At 70.0% G+C, this 14741-nt stretch carries 20 protein-coding genes; 16 read left to right on the top strand and 4 right to left on the bottom strand.

Annotation, left to right across the window (positions count from 1 at the left end):
- The first annotated feature begins 50 nt into the window (after window positions 1-50).
- The 4 genes from H9L21_RS12290 to H9L21_RS12275 all read left to right on the top strand — a co-directional run bounded on the left by H9L21_RS12290 (window position 51) and on the right by H9L21_RS12275 (window position 1807).
- Complete coding sequence (locus H9L21_RS12290; RefSeq protein ID WP_154596654.1) at window positions 51-389, top strand: hypothetical protein; 339 nt, start codon at window positions 51-53, stop codon at window positions 387-389.
- 10 nt (window positions 390-399) lie between these two features.
- Complete coding sequence (locus H9L21_RS12285; RefSeq protein WP_154596655.1) at window positions 400-609, top strand: hypothetical protein; 210 nt, start codon at window positions 400-402, stop codon at window positions 607-609.
- A 49-nt stretch (window positions 610-658) separates the two neighbouring features.
- The gene (locus tag H9L21_RS12280; RefSeq protein WP_154596656.1) at window positions 659-1315 is read left to right on the top strand and encodes a GAP family protein; all 657 of its coding nucleotides are present in this window, start codon (window positions 659-661) and stop codon (window positions 1313-1315) included.
- Window positions 1316-1429: 114 nt separating this feature from the next.
- Window positions 1430-1807: a hypothetical protein gene (locus H9L21_RS12275; protein WP_154596657.1), complete on the top strand. Its 378-nt coding sequence runs from the start codon at window positions 1430-1432 to the stop codon at window positions 1805-1807.
- 653 nt (window positions 1808-2460) lie between these two features.
- Here H9L21_RS12275 and H9L21_RS12270 read toward each other — a convergent pair.
- Window positions 2461-3003, bottom strand: coding sequence for a hypothetical protein (locus H9L21_RS12270; protein WP_154596658.1), 543 nt, complete (start codon window positions 3001-3003; stop codon window positions 2461-2463).
- Window positions 3004-3213: 210 nt separating this feature from the next.
- On the opposite strand from H9L21_RS12270, the gene H9L21_RS12265 reads away from it, so the two are divergent.
- The 7 genes from H9L21_RS12265 to H9L21_RS12235 all read left to right on the top strand — a co-directional run bounded on the left by H9L21_RS12265 (window position 3214) and on the right by H9L21_RS12235 (window position 7838).
- Window positions 3214-4425: a TadA family conjugal transfer-associated ATPase gene (locus H9L21_RS12265; protein WP_154596659.1), complete on the top strand. Its 1212-nt coding sequence runs from the start codon at window positions 3214-3216 to the stop codon at window positions 4423-4425.
- Entirely contained in the window at window positions 4413-5267 is an 855-nt protein-coding gene (locus tag H9L21_RS12260) for a type II secretion system F family protein (protein WP_187411515.1), read from the top strand. The genes H9L21_RS12265 and H9L21_RS12260 overlap by 13 nt, the downstream gene beginning before the upstream one ends.
- Window positions 5264-6175, top strand: coding sequence for a type II secretion system F family protein (locus H9L21_RS12255; protein ID WP_255467047.1), 912 nt, complete (start codon window positions 5264-5266; stop codon window positions 6173-6175). Before H9L21_RS12260 ends, H9L21_RS12255 begins: the two co-directional genes overlap by 4 nt.
- A gap of 181 nt (window positions 6176-6356) precedes the next feature.
- Window positions 6357-6749, top strand: a complete 393-nt coding sequence (locus tag H9L21_RS12250) for a TadE/TadG family type IV pilus assembly protein (RefSeq protein WP_154597118.1) — start codon at window positions 6357-6359, stop codon at window positions 6747-6749.
- Window positions 6746-7162 (top strand): hypothetical protein, encoded by a 417-nt coding sequence (locus H9L21_RS12245; protein WP_154596660.1) that lies wholly within the window; start codon window positions 6746-6748, stop codon window positions 7160-7162. The genes H9L21_RS12250 and H9L21_RS12245 overlap by 4 nt, the downstream gene beginning before the upstream one ends.
- Window positions 7159-7563: a pilus assembly protein TadG-related protein gene (locus H9L21_RS12240; protein WP_154596661.1), complete on the top strand. Its 405-nt coding sequence runs from the start codon at window positions 7159-7161 to the stop codon at window positions 7561-7563. Before H9L21_RS12245 ends, H9L21_RS12240 begins: the two co-directional genes overlap by 4 nt.
- Complete coding sequence (locus H9L21_RS12235) at window positions 7560-7838, top strand: hypothetical protein (RefSeq protein ID WP_154596662.1); 279 nt, start codon at window positions 7560-7562, stop codon at window positions 7836-7838. Before H9L21_RS12240 ends, H9L21_RS12235 begins: the two co-directional genes overlap by 4 nt.
- A gap of 1 nt (window position 7839) precedes the next feature.
- On the opposite strand, the gene H9L21_RS12230 is transcribed toward H9L21_RS12235, so the two are convergent.
- Window positions 7840-8856: an SGNH hydrolase domain-containing protein gene (locus tag H9L21_RS12230; protein WP_154596663.1), complete on the bottom strand. Its 1017-nt coding sequence runs from the start codon at window positions 8854-8856 to the stop codon at window positions 7840-7842.
- A 43-nt stretch (window positions 8857-8899) separates the two neighbouring features.
- Window positions 8900-9553 carry a DUF2510 domain-containing protein gene (locus H9L21_RS12225; protein ID WP_154596664.1) on the bottom strand — a complete coding sequence of 218 codons (654 nt, stop codon included), beginning with the start codon at window positions 9551-9553 and terminating at the stop codon, window positions 8900-8902.
- Between the two features lie 153 nt (window positions 9554-9706).
- Here H9L21_RS12225 and phoA point away from each other — a divergent pair, with 153 nt between their 5' ends.
- Window positions 9707-11116, top strand: a complete 1410-nt coding sequence (gene phoA, locus H9L21_RS12220) for an alkaline phosphatase (protein ID WP_154596665.1) — start codon at window positions 9707-9709, stop codon at window positions 11114-11116.
- A 54-nt stretch (window positions 11117-11170) separates the two neighbouring features.
- Here phoA and H9L21_RS12215 read toward each other — a convergent pair whose 3' ends face one another.
- A complete protein-coding gene (locus tag H9L21_RS12215) occupies window positions 11171-11413 on the bottom strand; it encodes a hypothetical protein (protein WP_154596666.1) in 243 nt (80 codons plus the stop codon).
- Between the two features lie 156 nt (window positions 11414-11569).
- Between H9L21_RS12215 and prfB the strand changes: the two genes are divergently transcribed.
- From prfB to H9L21_RS12195, 4 genes are read left to right on the top strand one after another with little or no spacing between them, the layout of a single operon-like run.
- On the top strand, window positions 11570-12682 hold the full coding sequence (gene prfB, locus H9L21_RS12210; protein ID WP_187411514.1) for a peptide chain release factor 2: 1113 nt from the start codon (window positions 11570-11572) through the stop codon (window positions 12680-12682).
- A gap of 6 nt (window positions 12683-12688) precedes the next feature.
- Entirely contained in the window at window positions 12689-13366 is a 678-nt protein-coding gene (cofE, locus tag H9L21_RS12205; RefSeq protein ID WP_154596667.1) for a coenzyme F420-0:L-glutamate ligase, read from the top strand.
- Window position 13367: 1 nt separating this feature from the next.
- A complete protein-coding gene (cofD, locus tag H9L21_RS12200) occupies window positions 13368-14312 on the top strand; it encodes a 2-phospho-L-lactate transferase (protein ID WP_154596668.1) in 945 nt (314 codons plus the stop codon).
- 20 nt (window positions 14313-14332) lie between these two features.
- A complete protein-coding gene (locus tag H9L21_RS12195) occupies window positions 14333-14740 on the top strand; it encodes a hypothetical protein (protein ID WP_154596669.1) in 408 nt (135 codons plus the stop codon).
- Window position 14741: the final 1 nt, after the last annotated feature.

Below are 14741 nucleotides of genomic sequence, written 5' to 3'. Positions count from 1 at the left end.
ACCCTACGGGTGAGCGGTCGAGCTCCGACGCGGATGGATACGATGTGCCCATGAGCCTCGCCCGAGTGATCACCCCCGTGACCGCCGCCCTGCTCGCCGTCGTCGTCTTCGCGACGCCGGCCTCGGCCGACACCGCCCCGGACACGTGGGACCAGGGCGAGACCCTCTCGTGGCTGGAGTGGGTCGCGATCTTCATCGGCGGCACCCTCGTGCTGGCCGTCGTGATCGCGCTCATCGCGGCCGCGATCAACACCAAGAGCAAGCACTACGTGCCCCCGACGCCCGCTGAAGAGGCCACCAAGGCCGACCACGACATCGAGGCCACGCACCGCATGCCGCTCCCGGGCGCGGCGACCGACACCAAGCCGGACGCCGACACCACCAAGTAGTCCCGCGCTCATGGTCGAGGACGCCCGCAACCGCTTCGCGGAGGACGTCTTCGGTCACGTCGTCACGAAGGACGGCAAGGTCCTGATCTCCTGGCAGGGCAGGACCGTCACCACCGTCGCCGGCAAGGCCGCCGACAAGCTCATCGCGAAGCTCGCCGTCGCCGACCGCCGCGAGGTCCAGCACCTCCTCGCCCGCGCGACCGGGCACTTCAAGCACTAGCGCCACAGCGGCAGGCCCGGACACGGATCCGGCGATACGCTTCAGGCACATGCTCAGTGTGCTTGCGCTCGTGATCCCGCTGTCCCTCGTGGGCGCTGTCAGTCCGGTCATGATGACGGAGCAGACGGTGCTGCTGTCCGGGCGCAACGGACGCCGCATCGCCGGGTGCTACGCCCTCGGTGTCGGTGGGACGCTGTTGGTCCTGCTGTCGGCCCTGGTCCTTTTCGGTAGGTCCATCGCGCTTCCCGAGGAGCCGAGGCTGAGCGCCTCCCTCGACGTGGGCCTGGGTGTTCTGCTCCTGCTCATCGCCGCTGTGCTGCGGTACCGGCGGCCACGTACCCCGAAGCCCAAGAAGTCGCACGATCGCGGGCTCGGTCCGAGCGCGGCGCTGGGCTTCGGTGTGTTCTCCATGGCGACGAACTTCACGACGCTGGCGGTCATGGTCCCGGTGGCCAAGGAGATCGCCGCCAGCCACATCGACGTTCTCGAACGCCTGATCGTGGTCGCCATCGTGACCGTTCTGGGCGCGGTGCCGGCGTGGCTTCCCCTCGCGATGACGCTGGTGGCGCCTCAGCCCACGCGGCGCCTGCTGCAGGCCCTGTCCGATTTCATCGACGCGAAGGGCCGGTTGGTGACGGTGCTGATCCTGACGGCGGGCGGACTGTTCCTGGTCGGCCGCGGGATCGTGCACATGCTCGGACTGTGAGGGCGTGGTTCTTTCGTCCGACTGTCCGCAGATGTCTTGTGAAGTCCGCGGCGACTCTCATTCTTGACTTCGACACCATCCAGCATCACTGTGTCCGACATGTTGGGTGATGGTATGAGCGTCTTGGTGGCGGCGGTATTGGTCTGCCTGGGGATCGCTGGTGCTGCTCTCGGACTCGTGGCTGCGGCCGTCGACGGGGTCAAGCATCGCGATCCTGATCTGGTCACGGACGCCTTTCCCTGGGGATACATGGGAGTCGGGTTAGTCGTTGGTGCGGCGGGCTTCGCGTTCGCCTCGTTGGCGGCTTCAACCGACGTTGGATGGTCCGCGCTGCGGGATGCAGCGCCCGTGCTGCTTGTCGCTTCAGCGGGTTACGGCGTGCTCCACCACGTCATCGAGCGACGTTTGGACCGCCCCATCTCGTGGGTTGCTCCCTGGGTACTGTCGCTCGCTTTGGGCGTCTTCATTGCCCTTGCCTTGCAAGTAGGCTGATGGGCGGTTTCTCGCTGATGCGGTGCGTCGCGCGGCCAGCGACGCGGTGGCCGAACACGAGCAGCGCAGCCTGACAGGGGATGTCCGAGCGCTCGATGAGCCGGACCATGTGGTGGGTATCAACCAACCCGAGCGGGTCTTCATCGCGCGCGACGGCCGCCACGAGATGATGCGCTCACCAAAAGGTCGTATAGGAACCCCCTCGGCGAAAGGACGCACGGGGTTGGTGAGTCTAAGCCGGAAGCTACGCGGCGGTGTTCGACCACCCGACTCTGGCAGCTTTGATACGAAGTCGGCTGAGCTACGAGGACTGAGCCAGCCGGGCTCGCCTGGCCCCGACAACGCGATCGCCAGGACAGCGATCGACACGAAGGTCCCGACCACGACCATGCCGCGGATCCCGACCGTCCTCGCGAGCGTCCGGGGCGAGTCGAACCACGGTGCGTCGTGCGCGGGAGCGGCACAGGTCGCCCCATCCAGCGGGCCGTCGCCGCGACGCGAGCTGCGGATCATCGAGGCCATGAACCACGCCGCCACGGCCGCGATCGCCGCGGCGACCAGGCTCGACCCGAGCGTCCAGCCGCCCAGCCGCGCGAGACTCAGGCCGGACGTGAGCCCTCACATGGCCGCAGGCCGCGTGGTGCCGAGATGGGTCACAGGTTCACCCCGCGGCGCTTGGCGGCCGGGATGACGATGGTGTTCATGGCGACCAGCTGGATCGTCCCGCTGACGACGACAACGGCGAGGAACTCCGCCGTGGACGGGCGAGGGGTCAGCGCCGCGAAGCCTGCGATCACGACGATGGACTTCACGTTGAACAGCACGAAGAGCCACACCGTCGAGACGGCGACGATGGCCCACGTCAGCAGGTGCCACCCCAGTCCGGACCACCACGGGCCCGGCGCGTCGTTATCGTCCTCGTCCTCGGAGGGTGCCTCGTGATCGACCCGTGCCGCGGCATCACCCTCGGGGTCGTCGCCCAGGAACTGGGACGTGATGGAGAGCGCGAGGTATGCCAGCGCGTAGACGGCGGCGCCGACGAGGCCCCAGATGACGGAGCGCAGGAAGCCGAGGTCAGCGAGGATGCGGCAGCTCAGCGCGATGTCGAGGAACCCCGCCAGCGCGAACGTCGCGGTGTAGCAGGAGCGGCGGAAGCGCCGCCGCTCGTGCTCCGAACCAGTGCTCAGGGCCGACATTTCATGATCATGTCATCGAGGTCCACGCGTCAGTGGTGGGACTGGCTCGACAGCCAGCCTTCGCTCGTTGCAGCTCGGTTTCGTGGCGCCGGTCACAGCCGTATGCCTCTTTCGTCCCTTCATCCACAGATCGCTGTGCGGGCCTTGTGACCGTGTCTTGCCGTTGGCCATGATGCAGGCCAAGCAGCACCGGCTTTCGGGGGGAAGCACATGGAGGTCTTGGCCGATCGGGTCCGCGCGTTGGTTCGCGAACGCCGGATCGATCCGCGCACCGACGTCGATGCGGTGCGTCGCGCGGCCAGCGACGCGGTGGCCGAGCACGAGCAGCGCAGCCTGACAGGGGCTGTCCGAGCGCTCGATGAGCCGGACCATGTGGTGGGTCAGTTGGTGGCGGACCTGGTGGGATTCGGTCCGTTGCAGCGGTTCCTCGACGATCCTGAGATCGAGGAGCTCTGGATCAACCAACCCGAGCGGGTCTTCGTCGCCCGCGACGGCCGCCATGAGTTGACGTCGGTCATGCTCACGACCGAGCAGGTGCGCGAGCTGGTCGAGCGGATGCTGTCGTCCAGCGGCCGCCGGCTCGACCTGAGCCAGCCGTTCGTCGACGCGATGCTCCCCGGCGGTCACCGCCTGCACGTCGTGCTCGACGGCATCACCCGTGGGTTCACTGCCGTCAACATTCGCAAGTTCGTCGCCCGGGCGGCCGGTCTCGACGACCTGGTCACCCTCGGCACCCTCGACGAACGGGCGGCATCGTTCCTGAAGTCGTGCGTCCTGGCCGGGCTCAACATCGTCGTCAGTGGAGGAACCCAGGCGGGCAAGACCACGCTGTTGAACTGCCTCGCCGGGTCGATCCCCGGAACCCAACGGCTGGTGTCGGTCGAGGAGGTCTTCGAGCTCAAGACGTCCCACCCCGACTGGGTCGCGATGCAGACCCGACAGGCCGGGCTCGAGGGAACCGGCGAGATCACGTTGCGGATGTTGGTCAAGGAAGCACTGCGCATGCGCCCCAACCGGATCATCGTGGGTGAGGTCCGGGCCGAGGAGGCACTCGACCTGCTGCTCGCGCTGAACTCCGGACTCCCCGGCATGGCCTCGATCCATGCGAACTCCGCGAAACAGGCGCTGGTGAAGCTCTGCACGCTTCCGCTGCTGGCCGGCGAGAACGTCTCCGCGGGATTCGTCGTGCCGACGGTCGCGACGGCGGTCGACATCGTCGTCCACACTGCGATCGACGCGTCGGGGCGCCGTGCCGTCCGCGAGATCGTCGCCACCACCGGCCGGGCCGAGAACGGGATCATCGAGGCCGAGCCGATCTTCGTGCGCCGCGCCGGAATCCTGGTGCGTGGACCGGGAACCCCGCAGCGGCGCGAGGCGTTCGAGGCGGCGGGCATCGATTCGGAGTCGCTGTGGGAACGCTGATCGGCTTGGTGTTCGGCATCGGGCTGCTGCTCGTGGTCGACAACTGGCAACCGAAGCCGGCTGCGCCGCCGCGCGTGGCCGGACCTCATCGGATCGAAGCACTGCTCGAGCGTGCGGGCATGCCTGACGTCACCCCGCGGACGGTCGTGCTCGCGGCTGTCGGCATCGCCGTGGTGGCGGCCATCGTCGCCGCCGGCGTCACCGGGGTCGCGGTCGTCGGGGTGTTGGCCGGCATCGCCGGTGCATGGACGCCGTTCGCCCTCATCCGCTCGCGGGCGGCCCGACGCCAGCGTGAGCATGCGGAGGCGTGGCCGGACGCCGTCGACCATCTCGCGTCGGCGGTCCGGGCGGGTCTCTCATTGCCCGAGGCACTCATCCAACTCGGTGAGCGCGGGCCCGAGCCGTTGCGCCAGCCTTTCATCCAGTTCGGTCGCGACTACGGCTCCACCGGACGGTTCGCCGAGAGTCTGGATCTGCTGAAGGCGCGGCTCGCCGACCCGATCGGCGATCGCGTGGTCGAGGCGCTCCGGATCGCTCGCGAGGTCGGCGGTGGCGACCTAGGTCGGCTGCTGCGCTCCCTGTCCGGGTTCCTGCGCGACGACCTGCGCACCCGCGGCGAACTCGAGTCGCGCCAGTCGTGGACCATCGGGGCCGCGCGGCTCGCGGTCGCCGCCCCCTGGCTGGTGCTGCTGATGATGAGCCTCCAGCGCGCCGTGATCGCCCGGTTCGCCACACCGTCAGGAGTCATGCTGCTCATTGCCGGGGCCCTCATCTGTCTGGTGGCGTACCGCTTGATGCTGCGCCTGGGCCGGCTGCCCACCGAGCAGAGGATCCTCACGTGATCGGCGCGATGATCGGGGCCGCGTTCACCGGTGGCCTGTTGTTGATGGTGCAGGGGTGGCGGCGCGCTCGCCGGCCGAGCCTGGCGGATCGTCTGCTCCCGTACGTGCGCGATGTCCGTCCGTCGGTGGCCGAGCCGCGCGCCGGGCGCCTTCTGGACCACGTCGTCGGACCGTCGTGGCGGCGCCTGACGGGCTCGATCGGCGAGTCCCTGGGCAGCAACGCGGCCATCGCTCGGCGGCTGCGGCGTTGTGGCAGCGACGAGACGGTCGAGGACTTCCGCGTCCGCCAGGCGATGTGGGGCGCGGTCGGGCTCGCCGTGGCCGTGGGCGCGTCGATGGTGGCCTGGTCCATCGCGCAGCCGCCCGCGATCGCGCTGCTGCTGTGGTGTGGAGCAGGCCTCATCGGTGGCTGTCTGGCCTGCGACCAGTGGCTCTCGGCGCGGGTGCGCCATCACGAGGCGCGCATGCGAGCGGAGTTTCCCACCGTGGCCGACCTGCTCGCGCTGTCGGTCGCGGCCGGCGAGAGTCCGGTCTCCTCGCTCGAGCGGGTGACCCGGGTCAGCCACGGCGCGTTGTCCCGTGAGCTCGGTCAGGTCCTGGCGGAGGTGCGTGCGGGCGGCACCGTCGTGGGCGCCCTCGACGATCTCGCGGCGCGCACCGGAGTGATGAGCGTGGCTCGGTTCGCCGAGGCGCTGGCGGTCGCCATCGACCGGGGCACGCCCTTGATCGACGTGCTTCACGCGCAGGCCGCCGACGTCCGCGAGGCCGCCCGGCGCGAGCTGCTCGAGTCCGGCGGTCGGCGCGAGATCGCCATGATGGTCCCGGTCGTCTTCCTGATCCTGCCGATCACCATCGCCTTCGCATTCTTCCCAGGTTTGGCCGGACTCCACCTCTCGTCGGGTGGCTGACATGAAGGAGATCGCATGAGATCACGGATCGCTCGACTGCGAACGCGAGAACGCGGTGATGTGCCCGGGTGGGTGATGATCACCCTGATGACGGCCGGCGTCGTCGCCGGACTGACGGCGATCGCCGGCCCTCGGCTGACCTCGATGCTCAACCAGGCTTTGATGTCCGTCGGTGGCTGAGATGTGTCGCGCGGGGCGCCGGGACGAGCGCGGTGCGGCGGTGCCGGAATTCGTGCTGGTCCTGATGGTGCTGATCCCGCTCGTCCTCGGCATCGCCCAGCTCGCGCTGGTCCTTCACGTGCGAAACACGATGGTCGCTGCGGCGTCCGACGGTGCCCGGGCCGCTGCCGGACTCGGTTCGGGGCCGGCCGACGCCCAGGCTCGGGCACGCGAGGTCATCCGCACGACGCTGGCCGACCACTACGCCGATGACATCGTGGCGCGTGAGACGCAGGTCGACGGCGTCGCCGTCATCGAGGTCCGGATCCACGGCGACGTGCCGCCGCTCGGGCTGTGGGGGCCGGGCGTGTCCCTCGACGCGATCGGGCACGCGGTCCGCCAGGAGGAGCCATGACGCGCGAGCGGGGGAGCGCGACCGTCGAGTTCACCTGGCTGACACTGCTCCTGTTGGTGCCCCTGGTCTATGTCGTCATCGCCGTCTTCGAGACCCAGCGCACGGCCTATGCCGTGGCGGCCGCCAGCGAGGCGGCGGCGCGCGCTTTCATCCAGTCCGAGGATGCGGCTGCCGCGGAGTCACGCGCTCGCGTGGCTGCCCGCCTGGTGCTGGCCGATCACGACGTGTCCGGCGCCTCCGTCTCGACGCGGTGCGAGCCGAGTTGCTTCGTCCCCGGCTCGACCGTGGTCGTCGATGTGCGCTCCTCGCAGCGGCTCCCATTGGCGCCGGACCTGTTCGGCGATCCCGTCGCGGCCTTCGACGTTTCCTCGACCCACACCGAACCCTTCGGCCGGTACCGGGCCGCGCCATGAGGCGACGCGAGCGGGGCAACGTCACCGTCCTGACGGTGGGCTTCCTCGCCGTCCTGGGCCTGCTGGTCGTGGTGGTGGTCAACGCCTCGGCCGCGTTCCTTGAGCGACGCGAGCTCATGAACCTCGCCGACCGGGTGGCGTTGCACGCCGCGGACGGACTCGACCGAGATGCTGTGTACACCGGGGGAATCGACGAAGCGGCCGTCCTCGACGCCGCCGACGCGCAGAGCCTCATCCGTGGCATCGTGCCGTCGGACGTCGACGTCCGACTGAGCACCGCCGGCGACCGGGTCGAGGTCCGACTGTCGCGCCGGTTCGCGCTGCCGTTGGTGCCGCCGGGTCTGCCTGACACGGCAACGATTCGGGCCGAGGCCACGGGTCGCCTGCACCTGGCGCCGTGAAGCACTGGATCACGCGCGCGGGGCGTGGGATCGTCGTGCTCTTGAAGCCTCCGGAAGTGGAAGGTGTTGACTCGCTGATGAAGAACCACGCCAGCACGGCCGTCATGTCGATCGGGTTCTACTGGATCGGGCTGACCGCGGCTCCCGACTCGGTGATGAATGCGGAGGTCTTTCGAACCGGCGTGATCGGAACGGTGGCGGCCCTCGCCGCATTCGCCTTCGGCGACTACGTCAACCGCAGCCCCACGAGCCCGCCGTCACCGCCCGCGGACTGAGTCAGCGGATCAGGCGCATCGCGCGGAACCGGCCCAGCAGCACCGGGGCCAGCGTCTTGGAGTAGGTCACGGTGATGTGAGTGGTGTCGCGGTAGACGTTCACGCCACCGACCACGGCGGGGCAGAAGCCCTTGCGGCAGAACCGTGAGCGCAGGTCGAGGGCCGTCGCCCCGCTGGTCTTCTTCGCCGTCAGCAGGAACGGGTCGCGCGAGAGGCCGGCCTTCGACGAGACGCCGCACTTCTTCGCACCCTTGCGTGCCCCGTGCTTCTTGAGGCACTTCTGCGGCTCGCCCTCCAGTCGCGGATTGTCACTCACGGCGACGATGCGCACCCCGCGCTTGATCAGTGGACGCCACACTCCGCGCATCTTCTTGACCTGCGACGAGGCGCTGCCGTCGACCTGCCGCGCGTAGCCGGTCGTGACGATCACGTCGGTCCGCGCCGCCCGCTTCACCAGCCAGCGCTGCAGGTTCTTGCGCCAGGTGCGGCACGCCCCCACACGAGGGCGGTGCGGGTGGATCACGTTCGAGGTCGTCCACGCACACGAGGCACGCATCTGGGCCTCCAGCGAGATGTGGCCACCCTGGGCCATCGCCACGAGTGCCGGCATCAGGGCCCGGCCGTGGGAGTCGCCGACGAGGATCATGTGCGGACGTCCCCGCGCCCGGGTGCCGAACGAGCAGCCTCGGTTCAGGCGGGTCTGCATCACGTTCGACCCGTAGCACTGCTTGCCGGGGAAATGCGCCGTGTCCTTCGCGGCGACGCTCGGCCTGGGGGTCAGCCTCCCGCGCAGGGCGGGGTTGTAGCAGCGCTTCTTCGCCATCGAGGCGGCACCGAAGCAGCGCGGGGTCGCGCTGGCGACCTGCGCGACATCGGCCGCCGGGTCAGGTACCGCGGCGCGCGATGGTGTCCGCTGGGTCGGTGAGTGCGTCGTCTCGGAGACGGCCACGAGCAGTCCGCCAGCAACGACCGCCGACGCGACCAGCGCGAGTCGGATCCGACGGGGAACGAGTCCCATGTGACCAGCGTCACTCGTGGGGCCCGATCTGACAAGACCAGGGTCAGTCGACGTCGCCGTCGACGTCGTCGCCGGCGTCGTCGATCTTCCAGCGGCCGTCCTCGCGGATCAGCGTGAAGGACGTGAGGGTGGCTCCGGACAGTTCCTCGTCGCCCAGGAAGCGGAAGTGCCTCTCCTCGACGAGCAGGACGCCGACCGGGCCCATCCGGAAGCCCCACTTCGGCGTGCCGGCCCGCTGGATGACGGGACGCTGCGAGGCCCACTCGGCGCACGTGAACGGCCGTTCGGTCAGGTCGTCGCGGAAGTTCGCCGTCGTGACGGCCACCAGGGTCGCGCAGTCCTTCGTGAGCTCGGCCCGCGTGTAGGTGGCGTACGTGCGCTCGAGCGGCTCGGCGTCGATCGCGCCGGAGCTCCACAGCGCCACCGCACTGAGCGATCCCACCAGCGCAGCGACCACGAACACGATCGGCAGGATCCACGCCAGTTTCGAGCGCTTCACCGGCACGAGGTCCTCGGTACGCCGCGGCGCCTGCGCCGGCTGCGCGACCGCCTGCGCCGGCTGCGCGACCTGCTGCTGCGGTGCCTGGTGAGCCAGGGGAGCAGTGTGCTGCGTCCACTGGGAGCCGTCCCACCAGCGCAGTTGGCCGTGTCCGTCGTCGTACCAACCGGGCGGCGTGATCGGCCTGGGAGCGTCCATGGGCACCATCATGCCCTTCCCCGGGCGCCCTGCAGCGGCTCGGTCGCCCCGGGCAGGTCGGTTCGGTCACCGGCCCCGGGGATTGCCGCACTGGACGGCAGGCCTTCCGGCGCAGTTCACCGGGCGGTCACGGGCCTGCGCTGGTCTGGACCCATGAAGATTCGCACCAGCACCCGCAGCATGTTCGTCCTCGGCACCGCAGGACTGCTCCTCGGGGGAGCAGTCGTGGGATCGGTCGCCGGCGGCGAGCGTGACCTCTCCCGCCCCGGCGGCGCCGCGCGCCTCTCGGGCGACCAGACGAAGATCGTGAAGAAGGCCATCGACGGCAACCGACCCGACAACGTCATCCTCCTCGTCGGCGACGGGATGGGGGACTCGGAGATCACGAGCGCCCGCAACTACGTCCACGGCGCCGCCGGCCGGTTCCCCGGCATCGACGCCCTGCCGCTCACCGGCCAGTACACGACCTACTCCCTGACCAAGGACGGCAAGCCCGACTACGTCCCGGACTCCGCCGCCACCGGCACCGCCTGGGCGACGGGCACCAAGTCGTACGACGGTGCCGTCAGCGTCGACATCGACGGCAAGCCCCGCAGCACCCTGCTGCAACTGGCCAAGAAGGCCGGCTACAAGACCGGCAACGTCTCGACCGCCGAGCTGCAGGACGCGACCCCGGCCGTCCAGGTCGCCCACGTGACCAGTCGCAGTTGCTACGGGCCCACGGCCACCACGGCCAAGTGCCCCGCGAACGCCAAGGAGAACGGTGGGAAGGGCAGCATCACCGAGCAGCTGCTCGACACGCGTCCGGACGTGTCCCTCGGTGGCGGTGCCGCGACCTTCGCCGAGACGGCGACGGCCGGCTCCTGGAAGGGTCAGACCCTGCGCCGCCAGGCCGAGAACCGTGGCTACCGGGTCGTGGAGGACCTCGCGTCCCTCAAGGCCGTGAAGCAGGCCGACCAGGAGCGGCCGCTGCTGGGCCTGTTCACGCCGGGCAACTTCCCGGTCCGGTGGACCGGCCCGGCCGCCACGGCCGACGGCGGCACGAAGGCGCCGGTCGCGTGCACCGAGAACCCGGCCCGCACGGCCGCCCTGCCGGACCTGGCCGACCTGACGAAGAAGTCGATCGAGCTGCTCGACCGCGGCAACCGCAAGGGCTTCTTCCTGCAGGTCGAGGGAGCCAGCATCGACAAGCGCAATCACTCCTCGGACGCGTGCGGCCAGATCGGCGAGACGCTCGACCTCGACGAGGCCGTCAAGGTCGCCCTGGACTACGCCAAGAAGGACAAGCACACGACGGTCATCGTCACGGCCGACCACGCCCACACCAGCCAGATCGTCGAGGCCGGCTCGGCCACGCCGGGCTCGACCGTGAACCTGCTGACGCGCGACGGCCAGCCGATGACGATCAACTACGCCACGAGCGCCGCCGCGGGCTCGCAGCAGCACACCGGGTCGCAGTTGCGGATCGCGGCGTACGGGCCGCGGGCGGCGAACGTCGTGGGCCTGACCGACCAGACGGACGTGTTCTTCACGATCCGCGACGCCCTGCGACTGGCGAAGTAGCCGCAGACGGAGAACGGCGGGTCGTCTCCCTCGGGACGACCCGCCGTTGGTCTGTCAGGCGCAGATCTCGGCCAGCTCCAGGTCCCAGCCGGTGTCCAGGCCGATCTCGCGCCAGGGGTCATCGATGCCGAACCGGGCGGCGATGCCCCGGGCGATCAGGGTCACCAGGGCGACGGATCCGACCACGACCAGGAGCGTCGACATCAGGCTCAGCGCCGCAGTGTGGGGCACGAGCCAGAAGACGAGGAAGCCCATCTCGCTGCCCAGCGCGGTGGCAGCGATGTGCTCGTTCGTCATGCCTTCTCCGTTCCCGCGTACTTCGGTGGATCGATCATGCCGGGTGCCGCGCGCTCGCGTGACCGAATTCACCTCGCATACCGAAGGAATCTGAATTCGCCCGCCACGCGGACGGTCGACGACACCGGTTCTGGCCTTCGGCGGTAACCTCGACGCGTGGCCACCGTCGATCTCAATGACCGGATCAAGCAACTCGACACGACCCTGACGTCGATCGAGCGGGTGCTCGACCTGCCCAAGATGGAGGCGGAGATCGCCGATCTCCAGGAGGAGGTCGGGGCCCCCGACCTCTGGGACGACCAGGCCAACGCCCAGCGCGTCACGGGTCGCCTGTCGGTGCTGCAGTCCGAGACCGAGAAGGTCCGTACCCTGCGCCAGCGTCTTGACGACGTCAGCGTGCTGCTCGAGCTCAGTGCCGAGGAGGGTGACGCCGACTCCAAGGCCGAGGTCGAGTCCGAGGTCGACCGACTCGCCACCGCCATCGACAGCCTCGAGGTCCGCACGCTGCTCTCGGGAGAGTACGACGAGCGCGAGGCCCTCGTGACCATCCGCTCGGGCGCCGGTGGCGTCGACGCCGCCGACTTCGCCCTGATGCTCCAGCGCATGTACATCCGCTGGGCCGAGCGCCACAAGTACCCGGTCGAGATCTACGACACGAGCTACGCCGAGGAGGCCGGGCTCAAGTCCACGACCTTCGCGATCCGCGCCCCCTACGCCTACGGCACCCTCTCGGTCGAGGCCGGAACGCACCGCCTGGTCCGGATCAGCCCCTTCGACAACCAGGGCCGTCGTCAGACGTCCTTCGCCGCGGTCGAGGTCGTGCCCGTGCTCGAGGCCACCGACAACATCGAGATCCCCGAGGACGAGGTGCGCGTCGACGTCTACCGCTCCAGCGGTCCCGGCGGCCAGAGCGTCAACACCACCGACTCGGCCGTGCGCCTGACCCACATCCCCACCGGCGTGGTCGTCAGCTGCCAGAACGAGAAGAGCCAGCTGCAGAACAAGGCCAGCGCGATGGTGATCCTCAAGGCCAAGCTGCTGGCCCTGAAGAAGGCCGAGGAGCGCGCCCACCTCGACGAGCTGCGCGGCGACGTCCAGGCCTCGTGGGGCGACCAGATGCGCAACTACGTGCTCAACCCGTACCAGCTGGTCAAGGACCTGCGCACCGACTACGAGACCGGCCAGACGCAGGCCGTCCTCGACGGCGAGATCGACGAGCTCATCGAGGCCGGCATCCGCTGGCGGCGGAACCAGGCCGACGCGGCCTGAGCCTCGATGCTGACCGTCTCCGGGGTCTCCGGACTGCCGGAGATCCGTGAGGGCGACGACCTCGCCGCCCTGATCCTCGCTCACAGCACGCCGTCCGACGGCGACATCGTCGTCGTGACGTCCAAGATCGTCTCGAAGGCCGAGGGCCGCCTCGTCGCGGCCGCTGACCGTGAGGACGCGATCACCGCCGAGACCGTCCGCGTCGTCGCCGAGCGCGGCTCGGTGCGCATCGTCGAGAACCGCCTCGGGATCGTCGCCGCCGCCGCGGGGGTCGACGCCAGCAACGTCCCCGACGGTCACGTCCTGCTGCTGCCCGTCGATCCCGACGCCTCGGCCCGGCGACTGGCCGAGCGACTGCGCGAGGTCGCCCACGTCGGCGTCCTGGTCTCCGATACGCTGGGCCGCGCCTGGCGCCTGGGCCAGACCGACGCCGCGATCGGCGCCGCTGGCGTCCGCCTGTTCGAGCAGCCCGCGCGCGACGCCGACGGCCGTCCGCTGGCCGTCACCATGTCGTGCGTGGCCGACGAGCTGTGCGCCGCCGCCGAGCTGGTCAAGCCCAAGGACGGCCACGTGCCCGTCGCGATCGTCCGGGGCCGAGCCGACCTGGTCGGCGGCCTCGACCTGCCGGGCGCGCGCAGCATCGTGCGCTCGCCCGACGAGGACCTGTTCCGGACGGGTGGCTGACATGAGGGTCACCGTGCTGGCCGGGGGAGTGGGCGGAGCGCGCTTCGTGCGCGGCCTGCGCGCTGCGCTGGAGGGCTCGGACGCCGAGATCACCGTGGTCGTCAACACCGGTGACGACCTGTGGCTCTCGGGCGTGCGCCTGCAGCCCGACATCGACTCCATCCTCTACGCCCTGGCAGGCGTGAACGACACCGAACGCGGCTGGGGTCGCGCCGGCGAGACCGAGCGCGTCAGTGACGAGCTGCGCGCGTGGGATGCCGGGTGGCCGTGGTTCACCCTGGGCGACCTCGACCTCGGCACGCACCTGGCGCGCACCGGGTGGCTACGTGACGGTCTGACCTACACCCAGATCGCCGAGCGGCTCGGCTCCCGGTGGCCGATCGGCGTGCGGCTGCTGCCGATGACCGACTCCGAGGTCGACACGCAGGTCGTGGTCGAGGACGGCACGCGACTGCACTTCCAGGAGTGGTGGACGCGGCACCGCGCCACCGTGCTCGCTCGTGCCTTCGAGAACCCCGGCATCGAGTCGGCCGTGCCCGCGCCGGGTGTGGTCGAGGCCATCACCGGTGCGGACGTGGTCGTGTTGGCGCCCTCGAACCCCGTCGTTTCCATCGGCCCGATCCTGGCCGTCCCCGGCGTCCGCGAGGCCATCGCCGACGCAGCTCGCGTCGTCGGGATCTCGCCGATCATCGGCGGCAAGGTCGTGCGCGGCATGGCCGACGCCTGCCTCACGGCGATCGGTGTCGAGACCTCGGCTGACGCCGTCGCGCGGCACTACGGGCGGCGAGCCGACGGGGGAGTGCTCGACACCTGGTTGCTGGCCGAGGAGGACGCCGACCTCGCTCCCGTGCTGATCGATGAGGGCTGGGACGTCCGCGTCCGGCCGCTGTGGATGAGCGACGTCGAGCGGGCGGCCACGTTGGCGCGCGCCGCCATCACCTCCTAGCCAGCGGCTACCGTGGCGACATGCGCACGCTCACCGCTCTGCTCTTCGCCCTGACCCTGGTGCTGACGGGATGCTCGCAGGAGTCCTCAGGGCCGGCTGCGCAGGACACGGCGTCCCAGGAGACCGGAGGCCCGGAGGACACGCTGCCGGTGCTCGGAGCCTGGGAGTCCGAGCCGATCGCGCAGTCCGGCCGGCGTCTCACCCTGACTCTCTCCGACGACAACACCTATGTCGCCACGGACGGGTGTGTCGAGCTGCCGGGGCGTTGGGAGCTCGTCGGTGGGCAGGTCCGCCTGAAGCCCGACCGGGACGGCGAGGTCCAGTGCGGTGCCGTCGCCGACACCCCGGTCACGCTGCCGAAGGCCCTCACCGTCGAGGGTGATCGCCTGGTCCCCGACGAGGGAGACCTGGTCTTCACGAAGTCCTGAT

The sequence above is a fragment of the Aeromicrobium senzhongii genome (assembly GCF_014334735.1).
GTDB classification, from domain to species: domain Bacteria; phylum Actinomycetota; class Actinomycetes; order Propionibacteriales; family Nocardioidaceae; genus Aeromicrobium; species Aeromicrobium senzhongii.
Note: the sequence above shows the minus strand (reverse complement) of the source record. Positions and strands in the feature narration are given on the sequence as shown.

What these genes read in the sequence shown, in the direction of transcription:
- H9L21_RS12195 (WP_154596669.1), top strand. Translation starts at nt 14,333, where the DNA reads ATGCGCACGCTCACCGCTCTGCTCTTCGCCCTGACCCTGGTGCTGACG.
- H9L21_RS12290 (WP_154596654.1), top strand. Translation starts at nt 51, where the DNA reads ATGAGCCTCGCCCGAGTGATCACCCCCGTGACCGCCGCCCTGCTCGCC.
- H9L21_RS12265 (WP_154596659.1), top strand. Translation starts at nt 3,214, where the DNA reads ATGGAGGTCTTGGCCGATCGGGTCCGCGCGTTGGTTCGCGAACGCCGG.
- H9L21_RS12270 (WP_154596658.1), bottom strand. Translation starts at nt 3,003, where the DNA reads ATGTCGGCCCTGAGCACTGGTTCGGAGCACGAGCGGCGGCGCTTCCGC.
- phoA (WP_154596665.1), top strand. Translation starts at nt 9,707, where the DNA reads ATGAAGATTCGCACCAGCACCCGCAGCATGTTCGTCCTCGGCACCGCA.
- H9L21_RS12275 (WP_154596657.1), top strand. Translation starts at nt 1,430, where the DNA reads ATGAGCGTCTTGGTGGCGGCGGTATTGGTCTGCCTGGGGATCGCTGGT.
- H9L21_RS12215 (WP_154596666.1), bottom strand. Translation starts at nt 11,413, where the DNA reads ATGACGAACGAGCACATCGCTGCCACCGCGCTGGGCAGCGAGATGGGC.
- cofE (WP_154596667.1), top strand. Translation starts at nt 12,689, where the DNA reads ATGCTGACCGTCTCCGGGGTCTCCGGACTGCCGGAGATCCGTGAGGGC.
- H9L21_RS12250 (WP_154597118.1), top strand. Translation starts at nt 6,357, where the DNA reads ATGTGTCGCGCGGGGCGCCGGGACGAGCGCGGTGCGGCGGTGCCGGAA.
- cofD (WP_154596668.1), top strand. Translation starts at nt 13,368, where the DNA reads ATGAGGGTCACCGTGCTGGCCGGGGGAGTGGGCGGAGCGCGCTTCGTG.
- H9L21_RS12280 (WP_154596656.1), top strand. Translation starts at nt 659, where the DNA reads ATGCTCAGTGTGCTTGCGCTCGTGATCCCGCTGTCCCTCGTGGGCGCT.
- H9L21_RS12285 (WP_154596655.1), top strand. Translation starts at nt 400, where the DNA reads ATGGTCGAGGACGCCCGCAACCGCTTCGCGGAGGACGTCTTCGGTCAC.
- H9L21_RS12240 (WP_154596661.1), top strand. Translation starts at nt 7,159, where the DNA reads ATGAGGCGACGCGAGCGGGGCAACGTCACCGTCCTGACGGTGGGCTTC.
- H9L21_RS12245 (WP_154596660.1), top strand. Translation starts at nt 6,746, where the DNA reads ATGACGCGCGAGCGGGGGAGCGCGACCGTCGAGTTCACCTGGCTGACA.
- H9L21_RS12230 (WP_154596663.1), bottom strand. Translation starts at nt 8,856, where the DNA reads ATGGGACTCGTTCCCCGTCGGATCCGACTCGCGCTGGTCGCGTCGGCG.
- H9L21_RS12225 (WP_154596664.1), bottom strand. Translation starts at nt 9,553, where the DNA reads ATGGACGCTCCCAGGCCGATCACGCCGCCCGGTTGGTACGACGACGGA.